Annotated in this window: 18 protein-coding genes; 7 read left to right on the top strand and 11 right to left on the bottom strand. The window is 38.1% G+C overall.

The features are described 5' to 3' along the window. Positions 1 to 27: 27 nt before the first annotated feature. The 4 genes from ACE1CC_RS16010 to acs form a co-directional block, all read right to left on the bottom strand. Positions 28 to 1,005: a hypothetical protein gene (locus ACE1CC_RS16010; protein WP_413271429.1), complete on the bottom strand. Its 978-nt coding sequence runs from the start codon at positions 1,003 to 1,005 to the stop codon at positions 28 to 30. Positions 1,006 to 1,060: 55 nt separating this feature from the next. Next, positions 1,061 to 2,167, bottom strand: a complete 1,107-nt coding sequence (locus ACE1CC_RS16005; RefSeq protein ID WP_413271428.1) for a hypothetical protein — start codon at positions 2,165 to 2,167, stop codon at positions 1,061 to 1,063. Further along, positions 2,112 to 3,149, bottom strand: a complete 1,038-nt coding sequence (locus ACE1CC_RS16000) for a DNA cytosine methyltransferase (RefSeq protein ID WP_413271427.1) — start codon at positions 3,147 to 3,149, stop codon at positions 2,112 to 2,114. The genes ACE1CC_RS16005 and ACE1CC_RS16000 overlap by 56 nt, the downstream gene beginning before the upstream one ends. 177 nt (positions 3,150 to 3,326) lie before the next feature. Then, entirely contained in the window at positions 3,327 to 5,294 is a 1,968-nt protein-coding gene (gene acs, locus ACE1CC_RS15995; protein WP_413271426.1) for an acetate--CoA ligase, read from the bottom strand. A gap of 159 nt (positions 5,295 to 5,453) precedes the next feature. Here acs and lhgO point away from each other — a divergent pair, with 159 nt between their 5' ends. Then, on the top strand, positions 5,454 to 6,641 hold the full coding sequence (lhgO, locus tag ACE1CC_RS15990; protein WP_413271425.1) for an L-2-hydroxyglutarate oxidase: 1,188 nt from the start codon (positions 5,454 to 5,456) through the stop codon (positions 6,639 to 6,641). 179 nt (positions 6,642 to 6,820) lie between these two features. Here lhgO and ACE1CC_RS15985 read toward each other — a convergent pair whose 3' ends face one another. Further along, positions 6,821 to 7,495, bottom strand: a complete 675-nt coding sequence (locus ACE1CC_RS15985; protein ID WP_413271424.1) for a hypothetical protein — start codon at positions 7,493 to 7,495, stop codon at positions 6,821 to 6,823. A gap of 283 nt (positions 7,496 to 7,778) precedes the next feature. Then, positions 7,779 to 8,462 (bottom strand): PEP-CTERM sorting domain-containing protein, encoded by a 684-nt coding sequence (locus ACE1CC_RS15980; RefSeq protein ID WP_413271423.1) that lies wholly within the window; start codon positions 8,460 to 8,462, stop codon positions 7,779 to 7,781. Positions 8,463 to 8,722: 260 nt separating this feature from the next. Here ACE1CC_RS15980 and ACE1CC_RS15975 point away from each other — a divergent pair, with 260 nt between their 5' ends. Next, positions 8,723 to 9,382 carry a restriction endonuclease subunit R gene (locus ACE1CC_RS15975; protein WP_413271422.1) on the top strand — a complete coding sequence of 220 codons (660 nt, stop codon included), beginning with the start codon at positions 8,723 to 8,725 and terminating at the stop codon, positions 9,380 to 9,382. A 55-nt stretch (positions 9,383 to 9,437) separates the two neighbouring features. On the opposite strand, the gene ACE1CC_RS15970 is transcribed toward ACE1CC_RS15975, so the two are convergent. The 3 genes from ACE1CC_RS15970 to ACE1CC_RS15960 form a co-directional block, all read right to left on the bottom strand. Continuing rightward, complete coding sequence (locus ACE1CC_RS15970) at positions 9,438 to 10,028, bottom strand: Uma2 family endonuclease (protein ID WP_413271421.1); 591 nt, start codon at positions 10,026 to 10,028, stop codon at positions 9,438 to 9,440. A 74-nt stretch (positions 10,029 to 10,102) separates the two neighbouring features. Then, the gene (locus tag ACE1CC_RS15965) at positions 10,103 to 11,422 is read right to left on the bottom strand and encodes an aromatic ring-hydroxylating dioxygenase subunit alpha (RefSeq protein ID WP_459563857.1); all 1,320 of its coding nucleotides are present in this window, start codon (positions 11,420 to 11,422) and stop codon (positions 10,103 to 10,105) included. 45 nt (positions 11,423 to 11,467) lie between these two features. Beyond that, positions 11,468 to 11,671: a ChaB family protein gene (locus ACE1CC_RS15960; RefSeq protein ID WP_413271419.1), complete on the bottom strand. Its 204-nt coding sequence runs from the start codon at positions 11,669 to 11,671 to the stop codon at positions 11,468 to 11,470. Between the two features lie 194 nt (positions 11,672 to 11,865). Here ACE1CC_RS15960 and ACE1CC_RS15955 point away from each other — a divergent pair, with 194 nt between their 5' ends. Beyond that, positions 11,866 to 14,316, top strand: coding sequence for a PhoD-like phosphatase (locus tag ACE1CC_RS15955; protein ID WP_413271418.1), 2,451 nt, complete (start codon positions 11,866 to 11,868; stop codon positions 14,314 to 14,316). Positions 14,317 to 14,407: 91 nt separating this feature from the next. On the opposite strand, the gene ACE1CC_RS15950 is transcribed toward ACE1CC_RS15955, so the two are convergent. After that, complete coding sequence (locus ACE1CC_RS15950; RefSeq protein ID WP_413271417.1) at positions 14,408 to 15,790, bottom strand: NB-ARC domain-containing protein; 1,383 nt, start codon at positions 15,788 to 15,790, stop codon at positions 14,408 to 14,410. A 226-nt stretch (positions 15,791 to 16,016) separates the two neighbouring features. On the opposite strand from ACE1CC_RS15950, the gene ACE1CC_RS15945 reads away from it, so the two are divergent. The 3 genes from ACE1CC_RS15945 to ACE1CC_RS15935 are packed head-to-tail and all read left to right on the top strand — an operon-like array spanning position 16,017 to position 18,114. Further along, complete coding sequence (locus tag ACE1CC_RS15945; protein ID WP_413271416.1) at positions 16,017 to 16,706, top strand: GTPase domain-containing protein; 690 nt, start codon at positions 16,017 to 16,019, stop codon at positions 16,704 to 16,706. Further along, a complete protein-coding gene (locus ACE1CC_RS15940; protein ID WP_413271415.1) occupies positions 16,703 to 17,317 on the top strand; it encodes a hypothetical protein in 615 nt (204 codons plus the stop codon). Before ACE1CC_RS15945 ends, ACE1CC_RS15940 begins: the two co-directional genes overlap by 4 nt. A 47-nt stretch (positions 17,318 to 17,364) precedes the next feature. Next, a complete protein-coding gene (locus ACE1CC_RS15935) occupies positions 17,365 to 18,114 on the top strand; it encodes a hypothetical protein (RefSeq protein WP_413271414.1) in 750 nt (249 codons plus the stop codon). A gap of 15 nt (positions 18,115 to 18,129) precedes the next feature. On the opposite strand, the gene ACE1CC_RS15930 is transcribed toward ACE1CC_RS15935, so the two are convergent. Next, positions 18,130 to 18,276: a hypothetical protein gene (locus tag ACE1CC_RS15930; RefSeq protein WP_413271413.1), complete on the bottom strand. Its 147-nt coding sequence runs from the start codon at positions 18,274 to 18,276 to the stop codon at positions 18,130 to 18,132. 70 nt (positions 18,277 to 18,346) lie between these two features. On the opposite strand from ACE1CC_RS15930, the gene ACE1CC_RS15925 reads away from it, so the two are divergent. Continuing rightward, entirely contained in the window at positions 18,347 to 18,829 is a 483-nt protein-coding gene (locus ACE1CC_RS15925; RefSeq protein ID WP_413271412.1) for a hypothetical protein, read from the top strand. Positions 18,830 to 19,000: the final 171 nt, after the last annotated feature.

Below are 19,000 nucleotides of genomic sequence, written 5' to 3'. Positions count from 1 at the left end.
CGGATAGTTTACTGGTAATTGCTGGATTTAATTTGGTGCTGGAAATCTACTTAATAACTCTTCCCGATTAGATTGCATAATCAATTGAGTTACTTCTTTTGTTGGTAATTGAGTCAAAGGTTCAATAATTTGGGATAACTCTGGATCAACTGTGCCAAATTTAGCCTCTAGCATACTCTCAATTGTCAAACGCTTTCCTTGTTGTATCCCTTGTTGTATCCCTTGTTGTATTCCTTGTTGTATCCCTTGTTGTATTCCTTGTTGTATTCCTTGCTGTATTCCTTGTTGTATTCCTTGTTCTTCCCCTCTTTTTAAAGCGTCTTGTTCCCATTGAATGTACAAAGGTGATAACTTCATAATTAAACTCCGTTCTTCTGGTTCTAAAGTTTCTGTGGTTTGTAAGTTGGCTTGGAAATTGGTTAGTAAGGTGAGAATATTCGATCGCAACGGATGATTTACTGGTAATTGTCGTATTTCATCAATAGCGTCCTCTTGCACTTTCCCTTTCCCTAAAAGTCTTAGCCAAAGGGTAGTTTCTGTTTTCGGTAATTGATGAATTACCACAATCCCCGTCCTGAGATACCCTGGAAATAAATAGATTCCCTGTGCCCAGTTCTCTGCATCCATTTTAGCGCCAAAACCATTGAGAATCGAGTCACCTGACGTGGGAGAGAGAATCCATAGTCGGGGTAAAGTTTCCTCTGACAAACGTTCTTTTTTCCGGGTAGCTTCTCTTTGTAACTCTCCGCGTAATGTGAATAATTTTAACAGACAATTACAGATGTCTGTGGGAGTGGCTGGATTACGAAATGGTTCAAAGATGGCAGGATTAGCCGCTAATTTGCCTAATAATCCTAACACTTCTGGATAGGTAGTTGGGGAAAACCAAACATCGATTTCTCGGACTTCTCCAGGGACGCGACGAGGTGCTTTTACTTCGCCAAAAGGTGCTAATAGTTCTTCTAGATAATCTTTGGCGAATTGATCGTGAATAAATCTAGTCATATTGATTTTATTTTGTTTTTAAAGCATTTTGCAGTGGAAGTTTACGTAAAATTATTTAACTAGAATTTACTTTTTCAATTATTTCGCTCCACTTGCGCTTATGAATAAATTTTAACTCAGAATCACTCTTAACAAGCTCAGAGTAATCAGTAATAAATTTATCTAAACTAATCAGTCTTAAATAGTATTTGATTGTAGGAATTATGCCATTAATGATAACTTGACATCCATGCTGTTTTCCTATGTTTTCGATTAATTTTTCTATTTCTTCTCTTTCAGAGCTTTTAATATCTCTGTCTGAAAGAACATAGTACCTTCTAGGGTTGAATCTTTTGATCTTTTCGTAAACAATTCTAATCCTGTTCAGATCGATTTCTATATTAGATTTAACTTCTACAACTTCAAGAAGTTGTTTTTGAAAATCCTTTACCTCAATATCTCCTGAAGTTTTTGAAGTTAAATCAGATGCAGTATGGCTACCTAGAGATGCTAGAGTACAATTCTCATATCTTTTAACTTCACTAATAAGAGATTTGTACATTGCATAAATAGCTAAAACTGGTAACTTTGCCCCTCCATGAGTTCCATAATTTGTATAAAAATGTTCCTTGAGGTATGAAGCTATAAGCGGTATACTAATATCAGGATTAGTTAAAGGGCTAATCAAAAGGACGTTTTTATTTTTAACTTGAATGACCGTATTTATAAGTATTTTTAGTATTACTTCTGCTTGTTTTGGTTCCTTTTGAACCTGATCAAGTATATTTAAAAAAGCCTCTTTAACTGTCGTATTTCTGATTTTACCAGGGTAATCTAAATTATATGGGTGAGGCTGTTCTAAAGATCTTGTTAGCCAACCACTTTCAGCCATTGATGGAAGTTCTAGTTCTTTGAGGGTCGGTGTAATAAGTTGAGTATCAATAATTCTTGCTGCAAAACCGCCTGCCATTTTAGCTTGGTGTTTTCTAATATCTTGTTCCGGGTGTAACAACTTATGAATTAATAGAGTAATAAGCACTGTAAAAACAGCTTTTTGTTCGTAAGCTTGTTTGCCAATTACCTCTATAAGTTGACGGTAATTTGCAGGAATACTGTTTAGTTCAGTCTCAGAAATTGAAAAGGACGAGTTGTATATATTCAGGAGTTTTTGTTTGTGGTTCATGAGGTTCATTTGATAGTAGGTTTTGATTTAATATTTCTTGAGCGATCGCTTCCACCATCGGTACACAAACCGAATTACCAATTTGCTTGTAGCTTTCTCCTAAACTAGGATGAATTTTAAAAGTTTCGGGAAATCCCATAATCCGGTAGCATTCTGCAATTGTCAATTTTCTCACTATATCTTTCTCAGGAATATAGATAAAAAATCTCCCAGAAGTTTCTTGAGATGGAAGGGTGGGATGAACGCCATCAATAGAATAAATTCGATTAGGTTGTCGATGAACTCTTGATAAATGTTCTGTATTTGGTCTAACTCCGGTTTTCCAAGTACCTTTATTGCGATAACCCACAAACAAAAGTCCTGATTCTTGTAACTTGGGACGTTCAATTAAAGTATATTCTGATTTATCCAAAATTTCAAAATTACCTGTCTCGTCTAAAAAATCTCTGAGTCGAGGCGGAAATTGTTTCTTGATTCGGGAAAAATTGAACTCTTTACCTTTACTGGCAATAATAATAATTCTTTCTCGATGCTGAGGAACGCCGAAATTTCTGGCATTGAGAAGTTGATAGGTTACATTGTAGCCTAAGTTCCGCAGACTATTTAGAATAACATTGAATGTATTGCCGCGATCGTGATGAATTAAATGCTTAACATTTTCTAGTACAATTACTTTCGGTTGTTTCGCTTCGACAATTCTACAAATTTCAAAAAATAATGTCCCTCTCGTATCCTCAAATCCCTGCTTTTTTCCACAAATACTGAAAGGTTGACAAGGAAAACCTGCTACTAAAACATCAAAATTTTCTAAAGCATCTGACCCAATTTTGGTAACATCATCAAAAGGATTTTCGCCGAAATTATTGCGGTATACTTCTTGACAATTGTTATCGATTTCACATGAAAAAACACATTTAAATCCAGCTTGTTCAAAACCTAATCTAAAACCACCAATTCCAGCAAATAAATCTATAAATCTCATCAATTTATACCTAAAAATAGTTATTTCTTTAAAGATCTTTTGAAATCAAATTATAACACAAAAAATAATAACGCAGATACAATAAAGTAATATCTGCGCCATTTTTTTCGCCTTTGATTCCCAGCCAAAGGATTTTAGATTCAAGATGGAATCATAAATCTAAAATCCCAAATCAAATTATGCACCTTCGCGCAATTTATCTAAAACTCCGCGATCTTCTAAGGTGGAAGTATCACCAGAAACGTCTTGTCCGGCGGCTAAATTTCGCAGTAAGCGACGCATAATTTTACCGGAACGAGTTTTTGGTAGCGCGTCGGTAAAGCGAATTTCTCCGGGACGTGCGATCGCACCAATTTCCCCAACAACGTGCTTTTTCAGTTCCTTAGCTAGTTCATCAGAAGCAGTAAAGGTACTGTCTAAAGTTACAAAAGCAACGATTTCTTCGCCTTTTAATTCATCGGGTTTTCCGACAACTGCTGCTTCGGCAACTGCGGGGTGAGACACCAAAGCTGATTCAATTTCCATTGTGCCTAAACGGTGTCCCGCAACGTTAATTACATCATCAACGCGACCCATTACCCAATAGTAACCGTCTTCATCTTTACGGGCACCATCGCCAGCAAAATAAGTGTAATTGCCATCTTTTGGCGGAATATGTTCCCAATAAGTGCGACGGAAGCGATCGGGATCTCCATACACAGTTCGCATCATTCCCGGCCAAGGATATTTTACCGAAAGATAACCGCCTTCATTATCTCCAACGGCATTACCATCTAAGTCCAAAATATCAGCAATAATTCCGGGGAAAGGACGAGTTGCAGAACCGGGTTTTGTGGGAATTGCACCTGGTAATGCGGTAATCATAATCCCGCCTGTTTCCGTTTGCCACCAAGTATCAACTATTGGACAACGTTCGCCACCAATTATTTTGTAATACCACATCCAAGCTTCGGGATTAATTGGTTCTCCCACAGTTCCTAATAATCTTAAAGATGAAAGATTTCTGGATTTAGGATAATGTTCTCCCATCTTAATAAATGACCGAATTGCTGTTGGTGCGGTGTAAAATATGGTGACTCCATACTTTTCAATTACATCCCAAAAACAACCGGGGTTGGAAGTACGAGGCGCACCTTCATACATCACAGTTGTAGCACCGTTGGACAGAGGGCCATAAACTATGTAACTATGTCCGGTAATCCAACCTACATCAGCAGTACACCAATAAACATCGGTGTCTTGCAAGTCAAAGATCCATTTGGTTGTCATGTGCGTGTAAAGGTTATACCCGCCTGTGGTGTGGACTACGCCTTTGGGTTTTCCGGTACTGCCACTGGTGTACAAAATGAATAGCAGATCTTCGCTATCCATTGGTTCGGCGGGACAGTCTGCGGAAACTCCCTTTTGTAAATCATCCCACCAATGGTCGCGTCCGGGTTCGATATGTATTTGTTGTCCGGTACGCTTGACGACTAGGACATCTTTAACTGTGGGTACGCCTTCTGCTAATGCTTTGTCTACTTGTTCTTTCAGGGGAACGATCGCATCTTTGCGCCAACCACCATCAGCGGTGACTACTAGTTTAGCTTGTCCGTCGATTAAGCGATCGCGCAATGCCTCCGCACTAAACCCGCCAAATACAACGGTATGCGCTGCACCAATTCTGGCACAAGCTAACATGGCGATCGCTGCTTCCGGTATCATGGGCATATAAATGCCGACGCGATCGCCTTTTTGCACACCCAGCTGTTTGAGCACGTTGGCAAACTGACAAACTTCTCGGTGTAACTGTGCATAAGTTAAAGTGCGCGAGTCTCCCGGTTCGCCTTCCCAAATTAACGCTGCTTTATTCTTGCGCCAAGTGGTTAAATGACGGTCTAAGCAGTTGTAGGAAATGTTGATTTTTCCGTTGACAAACCATTTTGCAAAGGGTGGTTGCCAGTCTAACACGGTATCCCACTTTTGGAACCAGTGTAACTCTTGTTCTGCCAAATCTGCCCAAAATTTGAGAGGATCGGCTTTGGCGCGATCGTATAATTGCTGATACTCTTCCAAACTCTTAATATGAGCATTTTGGGAAAATTCGGCTGAAGGATGAAATAAACGTTTTTCTTGTAGGATTGATTCGATCGTTGATTGAGGCATAGTTCTTCGCTAGATGTTAAAACTCGCTACCAGATTGATTGGTAGCTGAAAATACCTTTTTCAAGATACTTTGTTTCTTGACAAATTTATATAAAAGAATGTTTAGTTTTTCTCGGTGACATAGGTAAACTGACACCAATTAGCGTTTAGGTACAGCTTATGTATGATTTGGCAATTATTGGTGGGGGAATTGTTGGTTTAGCTACGGGAATGGCGATCGCACAAAAACACCCAAATTCTCGGATCTTAGTCTTAGAGAAAGAAAGTAGCTGGGCATATCACCAAACCGGACATAATAGCGGCGTAATTCACTCTGGAATTTATTATAAACCAGGGAGTCTGAAAGCGAAACTTTCTCATGCTGGCAATCGCTCAATGGTAAAATTTTGTCAACAGCATGGAATTGCCCATGAAGTCTGCGGTAAAGTAATTGTCGCTACTGCTGAGGATGAATTACCTTTATTAGAAAATCTCTACAAACGAGGTTTAGAAAATAACTTGAACGTCACTAAACTAAGTGTCCAGGAAGTTCAGGAAATTGAACCTCATGTTAGTTGTTTAGCGGGAATTAAAGTAACTTCAACCGGAATAGTTGACTATCGCCAAGTTTGCTTAAAATATGCTGAATTGATTCAACTTCAGGGTGGAGATTTACGGCTGAATACTAAAGTTTTAAATATTGTTAGTACTGGTAATGGTCAGGTTTTAGAAACCAATCAAGGGAGTTTTGAGACTAAGTTTACCATTAATTGTGCGGGTTTGCAGAGCGATCGCATAGCCAAATTAGGCGGAGTCGATCCCAAAGCAAAAATCATCCCATTTCGGGGAGAATACTATGAATTAACTCCCGAAAAACGCCATTTAGTAAAAAACCTCATTTATCCGGTTCCTAACCCAGAATTTCCCTTTTTAGGCGTACATTTTACCCGGATGATTGATGGTAGCGTTCACGCAGGACCGAATGCAGTTTTAGGTTTGCGGCGCGAAGGTTACAAAAAAACTGATTTTGACTTCAAAGATTTTGTGGAAATTATCACCTATCCTGGTTTATGGAAATTAGCCGCTAAGTATTATGACGAAGGAATTCAGGAAATCATTCGTTCTTTTAATAAAGCAGTTTTTGTGCAAAGTTTGCAACGATTGATTCCTGAAATTCGATCGGAAGATGTCATTCCGACTCATGCAGGAGTGCGTGCCCAAGCATTAATGAATGATGGGTTTTTAGTGGATGACTTTTTGATTATAAAAGGGGAAAATGCCATGCACATTTGTAATGCACCTTCGCCAGCGGCAACTGCTTCGATCGAAATTGGGAAAGCAATTGTTGCAGAAATTGACATTAGTTAATATCTTTAAAAACCCGGTTTCTTGAAGAAACCGGGTTTTTAACTAACCAACCGCCAATTTTCGCCGCAGCAACCAACCACTACCCAATAATAACGGCTCTCCCGTACTTGTGGTGATAACTCAAGCTTATAATCTAGCTGCATTAGGGTTTTCAGCCTTCATTGCCCAATACAAATGTATCAATCATTACTTTTTACACCAGATATCCGGGAGAGCCATAATAACAATGCAGATGCAGAGGAAGGTTCTGGAACTGAATTTGTTGGCCCAGGAGTGATAGGAATCGAAGTACCAGTAGGATTCCATGCAGTTACTTTGATCTGTCCACTATATCCAACCCAAGAGTACAAGCGACCCTGTGGACCCGATTCCAGAAAAGACATATTTAGAGTTATTGTACCGAAATCTCCTAAACAATCAGAATTAGAATGACATAACAAACTTACACTTGGAGTTGTACTGTTTCTGCTAAAAATAGGCCAAATCCGAGGAAGACCAGGTGGCATATTATTAACAGGTTCTACATTAGGAAGACTTAAAAAGTTTCCTGATGTTGGTACTTGTACCTGTCCTAATCCAAATATTGAATTAAAAGACCATTGGTTTCCCATCTGCATCCCTGGAAGCCAATTAAACCAACCGGAAAAACTCCACCCTTGTCCTGTAATAGAAAGACTAGACGAACCTGTATTGTTCAAATTAGGCTGCCAATCATTTTGACTAATTATGTTACCCGTCACCTGTCCATCAGTTGATTCAAATCTCAAGATGAACGCTTGTGCAGGGGTAACGGTTGCTGTTCCCAGTAGTGTTAATGTGGCAGTAGCAATTAACAAGTTTTTGCGAATCAACATATTTTCTCCGATCTTGTGTGTAGAGAATAAGGTTACACATAGAGTTGTATTAACTTAATTCTTTTTTAACTTAGACCTATATAGATAAATACTTATTTTGTTCAAAATTACTTAAATTTTCACAAAAATTACTATTTGATTTGGCGGATACTTTTAAGAGAATAAAGCATTTGTAACATGAGAGGTAGAGGTAATACTTCTTAAGTAAAACCTCGGCAAAAATTGTACATAATTACAGTTAATCTTTAAAAAACCCAAAAAACGGTTTTTTTTGAATTCTTAACTAACCAACTGCTAACTTTCGTCGCAGCAACCAACCAGTACCCAATAATAACAATGCAGATGCAGAGGAAGGTTCTGGAACTGAATTTGTCGGCCCAGGAGTGATAGGAATCGAAGTGCCAGTGGGGTTCCATGCAGTTACTTTAATTTCCCCAGTATAAGTATCCCAAGAGTACCAACGACCAGTACCCCTATCAAACATTGACATACTCAATGTTATTGTACCGTAATCTCCTAAACAATCAGAAATAGCGTCACATAACAAGCTTATAGTTGGATATTTCGTGCTTGTCGCCAAAAGTATAGACGAATAAGAAGAAATTTCACGCGGTACATTATTAATCAGAATAGAAGGAACTATAGGATAGCGATAGTCGTTTGCCATTTCTAGATGTACCTGTCCCATTCCCCCTACCGACCTAAAAGACCATTGGTTTCCCACCTGCATCCCTGGAAGCAAAATCAAGCTACCGGACAAACTCCAACCTTTTCCTGTAATAGACAAATTAGACAAACCTGTATTAGACAGATTAGGCGGCCAATCATTTTGATTAACTATGTTACCTGTCATCTGTCCATCAGTTGATTCAAATCTCAAGATGAAAGCTTGTGCAGGTGTGACGGTTGCTGTTCCCAGTAGTGTTAATGTGGCAGTAGCAATTAACAAGTTTTTGCGAATCGACATATTTTCTCCTATTCTGTATGTAGAGAATAAATTTATACGTAGAGTTGTATTAACTTAATTCTTTTTTAACTTAGACCTATATAGATAAATACTTAGTTTGTTCAAAATTACTTAAATTTTCACAAAAATTACTATTTTATTCGGCGGATACTTCTAAGAGAATAAAGCATTTGTAACATGAGAATTAGAGATAATACTTCTTAAGTAAAACCCCGACAAAAATTGTACATAATTACAGTAGGAGTAAGCAAGGAAAATTTATGGTAGCAATTCGAGAAGCCAGTCAACTATCTTTAAATGACGTTCATCGTCTTCTGAAACTGGAAGAACAGATAGGGAGTTCATTTACCGATTTTTTCTCTCTGGAAGTTCTGACAGAGTTTGAACAGCAGGAAATTGGCAAAATTAGCAGTGACTTTCGTCGTTATATCAACGCCAAAAAACTTTCCGAAGGCTTAATTAAATTTGTCACCCTTTCCCCTTTAATGCGTTTAGCGGGTTTCTTTGATATTCCCATTAAGTTGACAATGGAAGATAGTATTGCGATCGAAGTAGAAGACGAAGATACAAAAATTACTGGAAGGTTGGATATTTTGGCAGTTAATAGACCGCAAGCAGAAGTTACAGCTACACCTTTTTGGGTGCTATTGGTAGAAGCAAAAAATAGCGCAGTTGATGTATATGAAGGTTTGCCGCAATTACTGACTTATGCTTTTAAAAGCTTACAAAATCAAGCATTTGTCTGGGGATTGGTAAGCAATGGTTTGCGTTATCAGTTTGTGTATATCAAACAGGGTAATCCCTCAACTTATCAACTAATGCCTTTGTTAAGTTTGAATGAACCTGAAAGTGCAGCTAAGTTATTACAAGTTTTGAAAGCTATTGGTAAACAAGAGTATTTTCAATTGCAATCTGCATGATAATTAGGTAATAAATAAACTGTGTACGTAGTTGCGCTTCAGCGCTAAAGCGCAACTACGTACCTGTTTCTTGTTCTTCAGTGTCTAACACAACATCCTCATACAAAAGTTCGATCGCACAGCGAAAATCAACGCTACTTAAATAAATCTCTTCTCCTCCCATATAAGTATAAAGTTCCCAAATTCCTCGATCGTTTAATCGAAAAACTTCCACAGTTATCTGTTCTGCACTGATTAAAACGTATTCTCTGAGAGTGGAAATGCGGCGATATTGTTGGAATTTTTTGCCTCGGTCAAAACTTTCCGTACTCGGAGAAAGAACTTCAACAATTATAGAAGGATGATAGATAAGTTTCTTGGCGTTTCTGTCTCTTTCGTCGCAAGTTACCATCACATCAGGATAGTGAAAAGGGCCATTTTCAGATACTCCCAGTTTGGCATCAGCCATAAATACTTTACACCCTTTACCTCTGACGTGAGTTTTTAGGTTTGAGGCTAAATTAAGGGCGATCGAATTATGGGCAAGTGTTCCCCCAGTCATGGCATACACTTCGCCGTTGATATATTCGTATTTAATTGGTTGTTGTTCTTCCCAATCTAAATATTCTTGGGGAGTCATATATTTAGGTTGAGGAGTAGCTACCATAGTCAACCTCCTGGTTGGAATAATTGATAAATCGGATTTTACTATCATCAATTATACAACTGGATTAACTATGATTACCTTTTTGCGTGTACATAATCGACAAAGTAAAATTTCGGTTCTAACCAAAATTTTAGCCAACTATAAATTCCTAAACTTAACAAAACTAGCAAGATCAAAGGTAATCCGAATTTGATTCTAACTGCATCTGGTAATACTGCGACTACTGGAACGCTAACGGCAACATATCCTAACAATAAATTTTGGATAAGTTTCACGTTTGAAAGTGCGGTTCGACAGCTTTGGCAATGTTGTGTATGCTGTTTATATCGATCGAGTACAAATTGTCGATCGCCCGAAATTTCCGATGTTTCTTTAACAGTAATTCCTACTTCATTCCAAGGTAACTTTCCATCGGCGTACTTATCAAACCATCTGCGAAACTCGATTACTAAGCGATCGGCACTTGTCGGCATTTTATAAGCAGTTTGCCAGTTTTCTTTTTGCTGTTTTTGTTGGAGAAAATACTCTTGCTGTTGGAGCAAAATCATATCTCCATCTATTAGAGTATTGCGCTCTTTAATATGATCCCACCAACGAGGCGTTAATTTAAATAGGGTTTTGGCAAAATTACGGGGAGACCGAGCAATTATTCTCGATTTACCGGGAGTCGTAGGTATACAATAAGTAACTAAACCAACCTGCTTTGTTTCACCTAATTTAATCGCATATTCTAACCTACAAGGCGGTTCAAAAGTAATCGAACTCATGCTAGTTTTAGCAGTAATTAAGCTAGGAGTCGATTCATTAATTTTAATGGGAATTGGTCTGGCTGTTTCTCGATTTCCCAGTACTCCGTGATGGGCAAAAGGTGCATGACTGGGGTCGCAAAGATTCTCAACTAATGTCTGCCAATCATACTCCAAATCACGCACAAAGGAAGACCAAACAAATCCTTTACTTGCATCTACTTGGGGCGATAAGGGTAATGGAACTGATTCAGCTAGTGCAGCTGAATTAACATCAGGCCATACCCATAATAAATCCTGTTCCTGACGACTTGGTAGGGCTACTGCACAGAGATATTTGGCTTTTTCGGTTACTAATTCGGGATTTTCTGCTTGGGGAATACGGGTACAAATTCCTTGGGCATCAAATTGCCAACCGTGATAACTGCACATTAAATTACCCGTTTTCTCTTCTACTTTCCCCTCACTTAATGGGGCGAGACGATGGGGACATTCGTCTAAAAATACACGGTAACTATCTGATAATTTAGGTTTCCAAATTACCAAACGCAATCCTAAAATAGTTACTGCTGTTGGTTGATTTGGGTCGAGGTCTTCGATCGGTGAAAGCGGATACCAGTGTTGAAAAAAATTGAACTCTGATGTCATTTGGCAGCTAACCATAAAAGTGATTTGTTTATCAGTATAACTTGATTATTCCGCTTTTTTATGCCAATTACCATCATCGCCTTTTTCGTATTTATGTTTCACCGCACTCCAAGCAACTTTAAAAGCGGTTTCTTCTTCGTCGTATTCTTCGGTTGCACTATTAAATGCTGCTAAAAAAATCTCTTGGGCGTGTTTGGGTAAATGATTTTTTACTGAGTCTGGTAAATCGGCAATTTGTTGGTAGGGCATAAATTTATACCTAAAATCTTTATTTCAGGTTGCCATGTTCTTAGGAAAAATTCATGATTCTGAAGATTGATTTTTGCAACAAACTTATTGCGCTTAGTAAAAATATACTGTTAAGACTGCTATTTGTGGGTAAATATATTAAAGTGGTTTAGAGATTAGGCCGCTTGGCGATTTAGTTGGGAGATAGATTAATTATGTCATGGACGGCTTTGAGCGATCGCATTGATCGCCTACCCCTAATTCTCGCAGGCCCAATTTTGCGGCGTACAGAACCAAATGCCGTAACTGTTTGGGTAGCTTTAAAAGAACCGCGCAATGTGACGCTGAAAGTTTACTCTACAGTTAGCGGTAATGGTGAAGTTATCGATCGATTATTGTTGCTTGGTAAACATTATACAATACCATTAGGTCAATTTCTTCATGTAGTTGCTGTTACCGCCACACCTCCTGTATCAGGAGAAACGCAACTCCAACCAGGGGAAATTTATGCTTACGATTTAGAATTTGGTAATAATAATTTAACTGAAGCTTTAAACTTTGAATGTGGTTTTCCCGAAGTAACAATTAGTTATTTCTCGCATCAGTTACCCACCTTTGCCATGCCACCTAATGACTTAAATGATTTACGAATTGTGCATGGTTCTTGTCGAAAGCCTCATGGTGGTGGACGAGATGCTTTAACAATATTAGATGATTTAATTGGTCACTCTGCTAATCAACCTTTAAATCGTCCCCAACAATTGTTTTTAACAGGCGATCAAATCTACGGTGATGATGTGGCAGATCCATTACTTTGGGCGGTGACAGATGCAGGTAATACTTTATTAGGTTGGGAAGAAAAGCTGCCTTTACAACAACTAGAAAATGGCGAAATAGAGTATATAAAAATTAGTGAATTATTACCTGGCGATCGTACTGATATTGCTAGAGATTACGGCGGTTTTACTGCTATGTTTGTGAATAAACCAGACAAGGCTAAAAGTCATCTTTTTGGTTTAGGCGAATACTTTGCTATGTATTTGTTTGCTTGGTCGCCTATTGTTTGGCCTAATCGTTTTCCTACGGGTGAAAAAGTGAGAAAAGACCGAAAAAATGCTAAAAATTGGGATAAAGAAGCGGCAGTTGTTTTGGCATTTGCTAATGATATTTGGAAAGTTAGACGATCGCTTGCCAACATCTCCACTTACATGATTTGTGACGATCATGATGTCACCGATGATTGGTTTTTAAATCGGGAATGGTGCGATCGCGTTTTAAGTAAACCCCTTGGTAAGCGCGTTGTCCAAAATGCCATGTTAGCTTATGCTATATTTCAAGCCTGGGGAAATACTCCTGAACAATTTCAGTCAGGACAACCAGGAGAAAAATTATTACTAGCAGCAAAACGTTGGTTAATGTCAGGAGGGAAAAACAACATCGCTTGGGAAAATGTCGCTAAACATTTAGGAATCCCTGTCGATATTTCGCCAAATTTACGTTACCAAGAAGATGAAAATACTCTAATTTTAAATCGACTATATCCCGATGGTACACAAAGTTTAATTTGGTACTATACTATCAGAAGTTTTAAACATGAAGTGATTGTCCTTGATACACGCACTTGGCGCGGTTATATCAAAGGTGAAAATAAAACAACTGAACCGCCAATGTTGTTAAGTCCGACTGCGTTTAAACAGCAAATTCAACAACCACTTCAAGAAACCGATAATTCCCAAATAGAAGCTACTTTCGTGGTAATTCCTACCAATTTAGTCAGTTTATCATTTGTGGATAGTTTTCAAAATTGGGATTGGGAACGCCATCAAGTTGATGATATAGATCATGTTTTTAATAGCGATGTGGGAGATTCTTGGAATTTTAATAAAGTGGGTTTTGGTAAGTTACTTTCTTACTTAATGGAACAGCGCGATCGCATCATAATTTTAACAGGTGATATTCATTACTCTGGTGCAGTCATTCTCAATTATTGTGCGCGTAATCTCGATAAAAATTCTCCTAAAGTTATAGCACAATTAACTGCTAGTGCCTTTAAAAATGAAGAAGCTACAACTAAATTAGTACATACAAAAATATCTTCTTTAGCACTCCAACAACCAGAAATTTGGGCTGGCTGGAATCAGCAACCAGAATTGTTTGAAGTACAAAGAATTCAAGAACTAATCCAAGTTTACAAGTTAGAAAATTCACCAGAAATTCCCTTATTACGTGAAGTGGATGCAGGTAGTTGGCATAATCAAGAGGTTTCTTGGTCGATCGCAGTTAACCACCAAAAATTTCTCCCAGATTGGTGGTATCGCACCGAATGGATCAAACGACAAAAATCCCAGCCAGCTGCTTGGGAAAAAACCAAAAATTCACCTTTGAACTCCGAATATAAAAGCTCATCAAATACCGGATCTTGGCTGGGGAAAAATCGCTGGTTTCAAGAAGGAGAAGAAGTTGTCGGATTAGCTAATTTTGGTTTAGTTTCTTTTAATTGGTCAAGCGAAAATGACGATGCTAAAGCAGTAATTCAAGATGTCTATTGGCGATCGAGTTGGGACAATCAGAGCATAGTTTACAGCAGATATTTTGTCCCCTTAAAATTAAAAACCTTGCCTTTACCAGTCCATGTAATTCCCTTGCACAGATCCCCGACTTCTTGAAGAAGTCGGGGATCTAGCTTGCTCTTAGCAACTGGAGTTTAAGGTAAAAAATGCTTAACCTTTCATCCTTCATCCTTTCCCTAATCCCTAACTATATATACCGATTTTGCAGATACTTTTTCAGCAAAATTGGCACAGCAAATAGGAGCGATCGCTTATCGTTTGCTTTTTCGATTAAACCCCGTTTCCGCAAAGACTGTACTGCTTTCAAAAACTCAGCATCAGATAAGGCTAATTCTGCTGGTTTATGGAAAATATCGGCTGTTTCTTGGTTGGCTAACCAGAGAATTACCTGTTTTTCAGATGCCGATAATCGTTGGTAATATTCTTCTAATTTTGGTTCTAATTCTCCTAAAAATAAGCTGGGATAGGATAAGTAGCGATCGACACTACCATTAAATAAATCTTCGATCGTAGAAGCTATTATATTTAACCAGGAAGGATTGCCGCCGTAAAGTTCGATCAGTTCCCCCCATTTATCCTCATCATTTAACCCTTTGTTCGTCAATATTTCCGCCGCAGCTTCTCCCAAACTGCCAAGTTGTAAGCTGCGACAATGGCGGTTTTCTCCTTCTAATGTAGCTATTTCTGTAGGTTTTTCCCAACTTAGGAGTAGCAAACAACTTTTGTGAAGGGAACAGGCTATTTCTTTTAAGAATTTAGCATAATTTTGGCATTCGGGAAGATAAGTTCCTGCTAATTCTCCACTGATAAATAGTTCTTGGAAATCGTCGAGAATAATCAGGCAAGAATGAGAACGCAGATAGTCGATTAGTGATAACAGTTCAGTTTCTCTATTTTTGGAAAAAAACTCTATTAAATTAGTTTGTAGGGATTTCAGGGTGAGGGTATTGGTACAGTTGCGCCAGATGATATATTCAAATTTATCTTGAATTTGTTCGACGAGTTCTCTAGCGAGGGCAGTTTTGCCAATTCCCGGTAATCCAAAGATAGTGACGATGTGGATATTTTCTTGCAGTATCCATTGTTTAAGAGTTGTTATTTCTGTGGTGCGGTTGTAAATGCGATCGGATTCCGGTGCTTCGGTTAAATCGTGGTGTTTTTCTGATTGGTTGGTGGTGGGATTTGTAGTAGGGGTGGAGGTGTGCGATCGATTTTTGGAATTTTCTTGATCGGGGCAACTTTCTCCACAAAGATTGATGCTACTTCCATAAAATTTACTTTGTGCAAAATTATTCCCAACATTATAATTAGAAATATTATACCGTTCCAATGTAGCGCGTAAGTTTTTTTTATTAACCTCTTCGTCTAATTCTTCTGATATCAGTTCCCATAAATTGCCTGCAACTCTTTTGACGTTAGCTTCAGTACAGTGATATTTATCTGCGATCTCTTTGTATTTTTGACTATTCCAAACCCCTGCTAACACAGCTTGTTGCAAACTATTTAAGTGTGTTCCCGTTTTAGCCCAACTTAAATCATCTGCCCATTTGAGGACTTCTTGAACATCCATCGGTGATACACATACTGGTTTGATTTGTACGCGATTTTACTACTTTTTGCACCCTTTTGCAACCTATTGCGACTAAACTATACTTTTTGCTACTAATGGGGTTTAAAAAGGTGCGATCGAAGTCTATACCAGATTAGACTTTTCATAACTATGGTAAATCTGAAATAACGTCATAATAGAAAAAACAGGAAAAATTTATTGATTGCCTAAAATAAGTTAAGCGTTTATGGCTTTACCTTTGATTCCGATAATAATAGCTGTTGCAGCAAGTGCAGCAGGTGTAGCAGGAGGAGCTACAGTCGTCTGCAATTGGGATAATATTCTTTACGCTATGAAGGGAAAGAAAATAGCGGTTTTGGGTAAAAGAGAAGTTGGTAAAACAACTCTTTTACAATACCTGGAAAAGGGTATTCTAATTGAACATTACAAGCAAACAATTGACAAAAAAGAAATAGAAAGAAAGCGAATTAAACTTGGCGATTTAGATATCTATCTTAGAAAGACTGATGATGTTTCCGGTTCTAAAGATGCCTATGGTGTATGGAAAAATATTTTCGATAGTTCTGATTTAATTTTGTATATTGTCCGAACAAATGAACTTTTAAATCTTAATCCAACAACAGAAAAAAGATGTCAAGAGGATCTGGGACAAATACATGGCTGGATCAAAGAATCAAAAGCTAAAAAACAGTTTTTTATTGTGGGAAATCATTGGAGTTCTGACCCTGAATTTCAAAAGCTGACTCCTGACACAATGGGAAACTATGTCGATCGCTTTAGGGCATTACCAGTAGTCAAGAAGATGACCCGACTTGCTGGTGGATCGGCTACAGTCAAGGTTGCTCTTGGTAGTTTGGCAACAGAAAGAGATGCTGACTACCTAATTACAAGAATTTTTGAGCAGGTGGAGAAATGAAAAGTTTATTCTTTTGGGCTCAAAGCCTTGATAATAAAGCTCCTGATTTAATTTTTAAAGATAACGAACAACTAACTGATAATTCGGAGCGTCAACAAATTGTTTCTAAAATTTACGAAGTCTCAGGAAAAAAATTAGAGTTTTCTTCACCGAATTCAGAAGTAACTATTCGCTTTAGCGATCCCAAGTTTGTTATAGAAACTTTACCCATTGAAAAAGACCAAGCAAATCGTCTGGCTCCTATTGTGATTTATGGAGAACTACCGGAAGAATTTTCGCCCGATTGGATTGAACGTAGTTGCAGTGAAATTAGAGAAGTTGTTGCTCATAAACTAAACCGAACTTTGAACAGGGATGCAGTAACAAAAATACAAGAATGGTTTAAAAGCGTTTTGGAAGCAAAAAAAAAGAAGGTCGATATCCAGACGCAGGGGATCGTCTGGATGGGGGCAACCGTAGCAATATTTTTAGTAGGTTGGATTCTTCAAGCACAAGGAATTCAACTAACCCTTTTGGTAGTGACTGGTTTAATCGCCTTAAACAATTTATTGGTAATGACACTTCAAATCTTTCTGCTCAACTTTTTTCACAGACAAGGGAAAAAGAGATAGAAAAGGTAACAAGTCTACAAAATTATCCTGACAAAAAAAGTGAAAAAATGAATTTTGATGCCATCTCACCTAAAAAGAGAAAAGCTATTCTAGTTCTTTCTGCTGAAGAGTTAACTAGATTGGAGTACACGCCACAAGCAAATGAACTTCTCGTAAATGAGCAAGTTTACCTTTTAAATCTTACAGATGAATTAGAAGGTTCCTTGGCGCATAAGCTAGAGAGCAGCGGACTTTTAGAACCAGGTAGCTTGTTAATTCAAAGCCCTTACGATACATCAGACTATGCTGTTATTGATAAAGCATCTTCAACTTTTGCATTAGCAAAGTATTTTCATTTCACTACTCTATGTGGTTTATTAGGTGCGCGAGAAGTTACGGTAGAACAGATTGAGGTAAAAACTTCAAAAGGTAAGCAGTTGTTCAGAGGCTCTGTCGATAGTCTCTATGCTAAAGGAAATCTTGAAGGACAAAGCAAAACTTTTGAAGAAATGCGTAGAAACCTCAAAATCAAGAGTAAATTCGATGGTGGAAAGCCAGATTTGGAAGCCGCAGAGTCGCATCTTAAGCAATATCAATTGCTGAGTGATATATCAATGAAATCCCTGATAGACCAAAGAAAAGGAAGCAATCCGATTAAGAGTCGGGAATTAACCTTGAGCCTTAGTGAGGAGTCGAGAAAAACGCTGAAGGTTATATCCGATCTCCAAATTCCAACCTATCTGAACTTACAGGCTCAAATCGAGCAGATTAAGAAAGAGATATATGAGTTCACTTTAACAATTAAGGTTGAATTTTAATCATCAATTATGTAATTAGGCGATCGCTTTTTTCCACACAAAGGCGATCGCTCTTTCTTTTAGCAATATTAAATATTTAAAAATACCCAGGTTCAACCAAGTAATACTATCAGAAATAACCGCTTGGGTTTCTGGTATATTTAAACCATCATTCTCACTCATTGATTAATAGTGACCCGTTTTATTCACGACCAATTCGCCAAGGACTATCTCGAAGAACTCCTCACCCCCTATGGGGATTTACTTTCTGCCAGCACAATTGCGAACCGTAATTGTGGTGATTCATCAATTACCCCGTAGCTTAGATACTCTTTGGCTAAGGGTTTTAGGACGTGGTAAAGTGCAAGCACAAGCAATTGATGAACTAGAACAACTCCCCACAGATAATCCTTTTCGAGCTAATGCGTTAATTTTACTCAATCGCTTAAAAGCCGATTTACAATCTAATCAAAGCACAAATTCGGAGGATAGAGAGTTAATTATGCGGTTATCTCCTCTTTTCGATCAACAACTAGAAGCAGCACAACTTTCGGGTTTTCAACAAGGAGAACGTCTAGTTGTCGAGAATTTATTGCGGTTCCGTTTTGGTACGGTTGATGAAGACTTAGCTTCAATTATTAACCCTGTGTTGAGTTTACCGCCGTCAGAATTTACACCATTGTTGATGCAGTTATCCCGTCAGGAGTTAATCGATCGTTTTCGCGGTGATTATTGATGATTTCGGCATAGCGATCGCTTTTTTCCACATCCAGGCGATCGCTCTTTGATTTTAGAGAAAGCGATCGCTTTTTTCCACACAAAGGCAATACTTCTCTCTATGAGAGCATAGTGTCGAAATACCGTAACCTTATGCCTATCCTTTGAAACTTGGTTTTTTTCGTCATAA

The organism is Floridaenema aerugineum BLCC-F46 (genome assembly GCF_041929345.1).
Lineage (GTDB): Bacteria > Cyanobacteriota > Cyanobacteriia > Cyanobacteriales > Aerosakkonemataceae > Floridanema > Floridanema aerugineum.
This window is presented reverse-complemented; position numbering and strand designations above follow the sequence as displayed.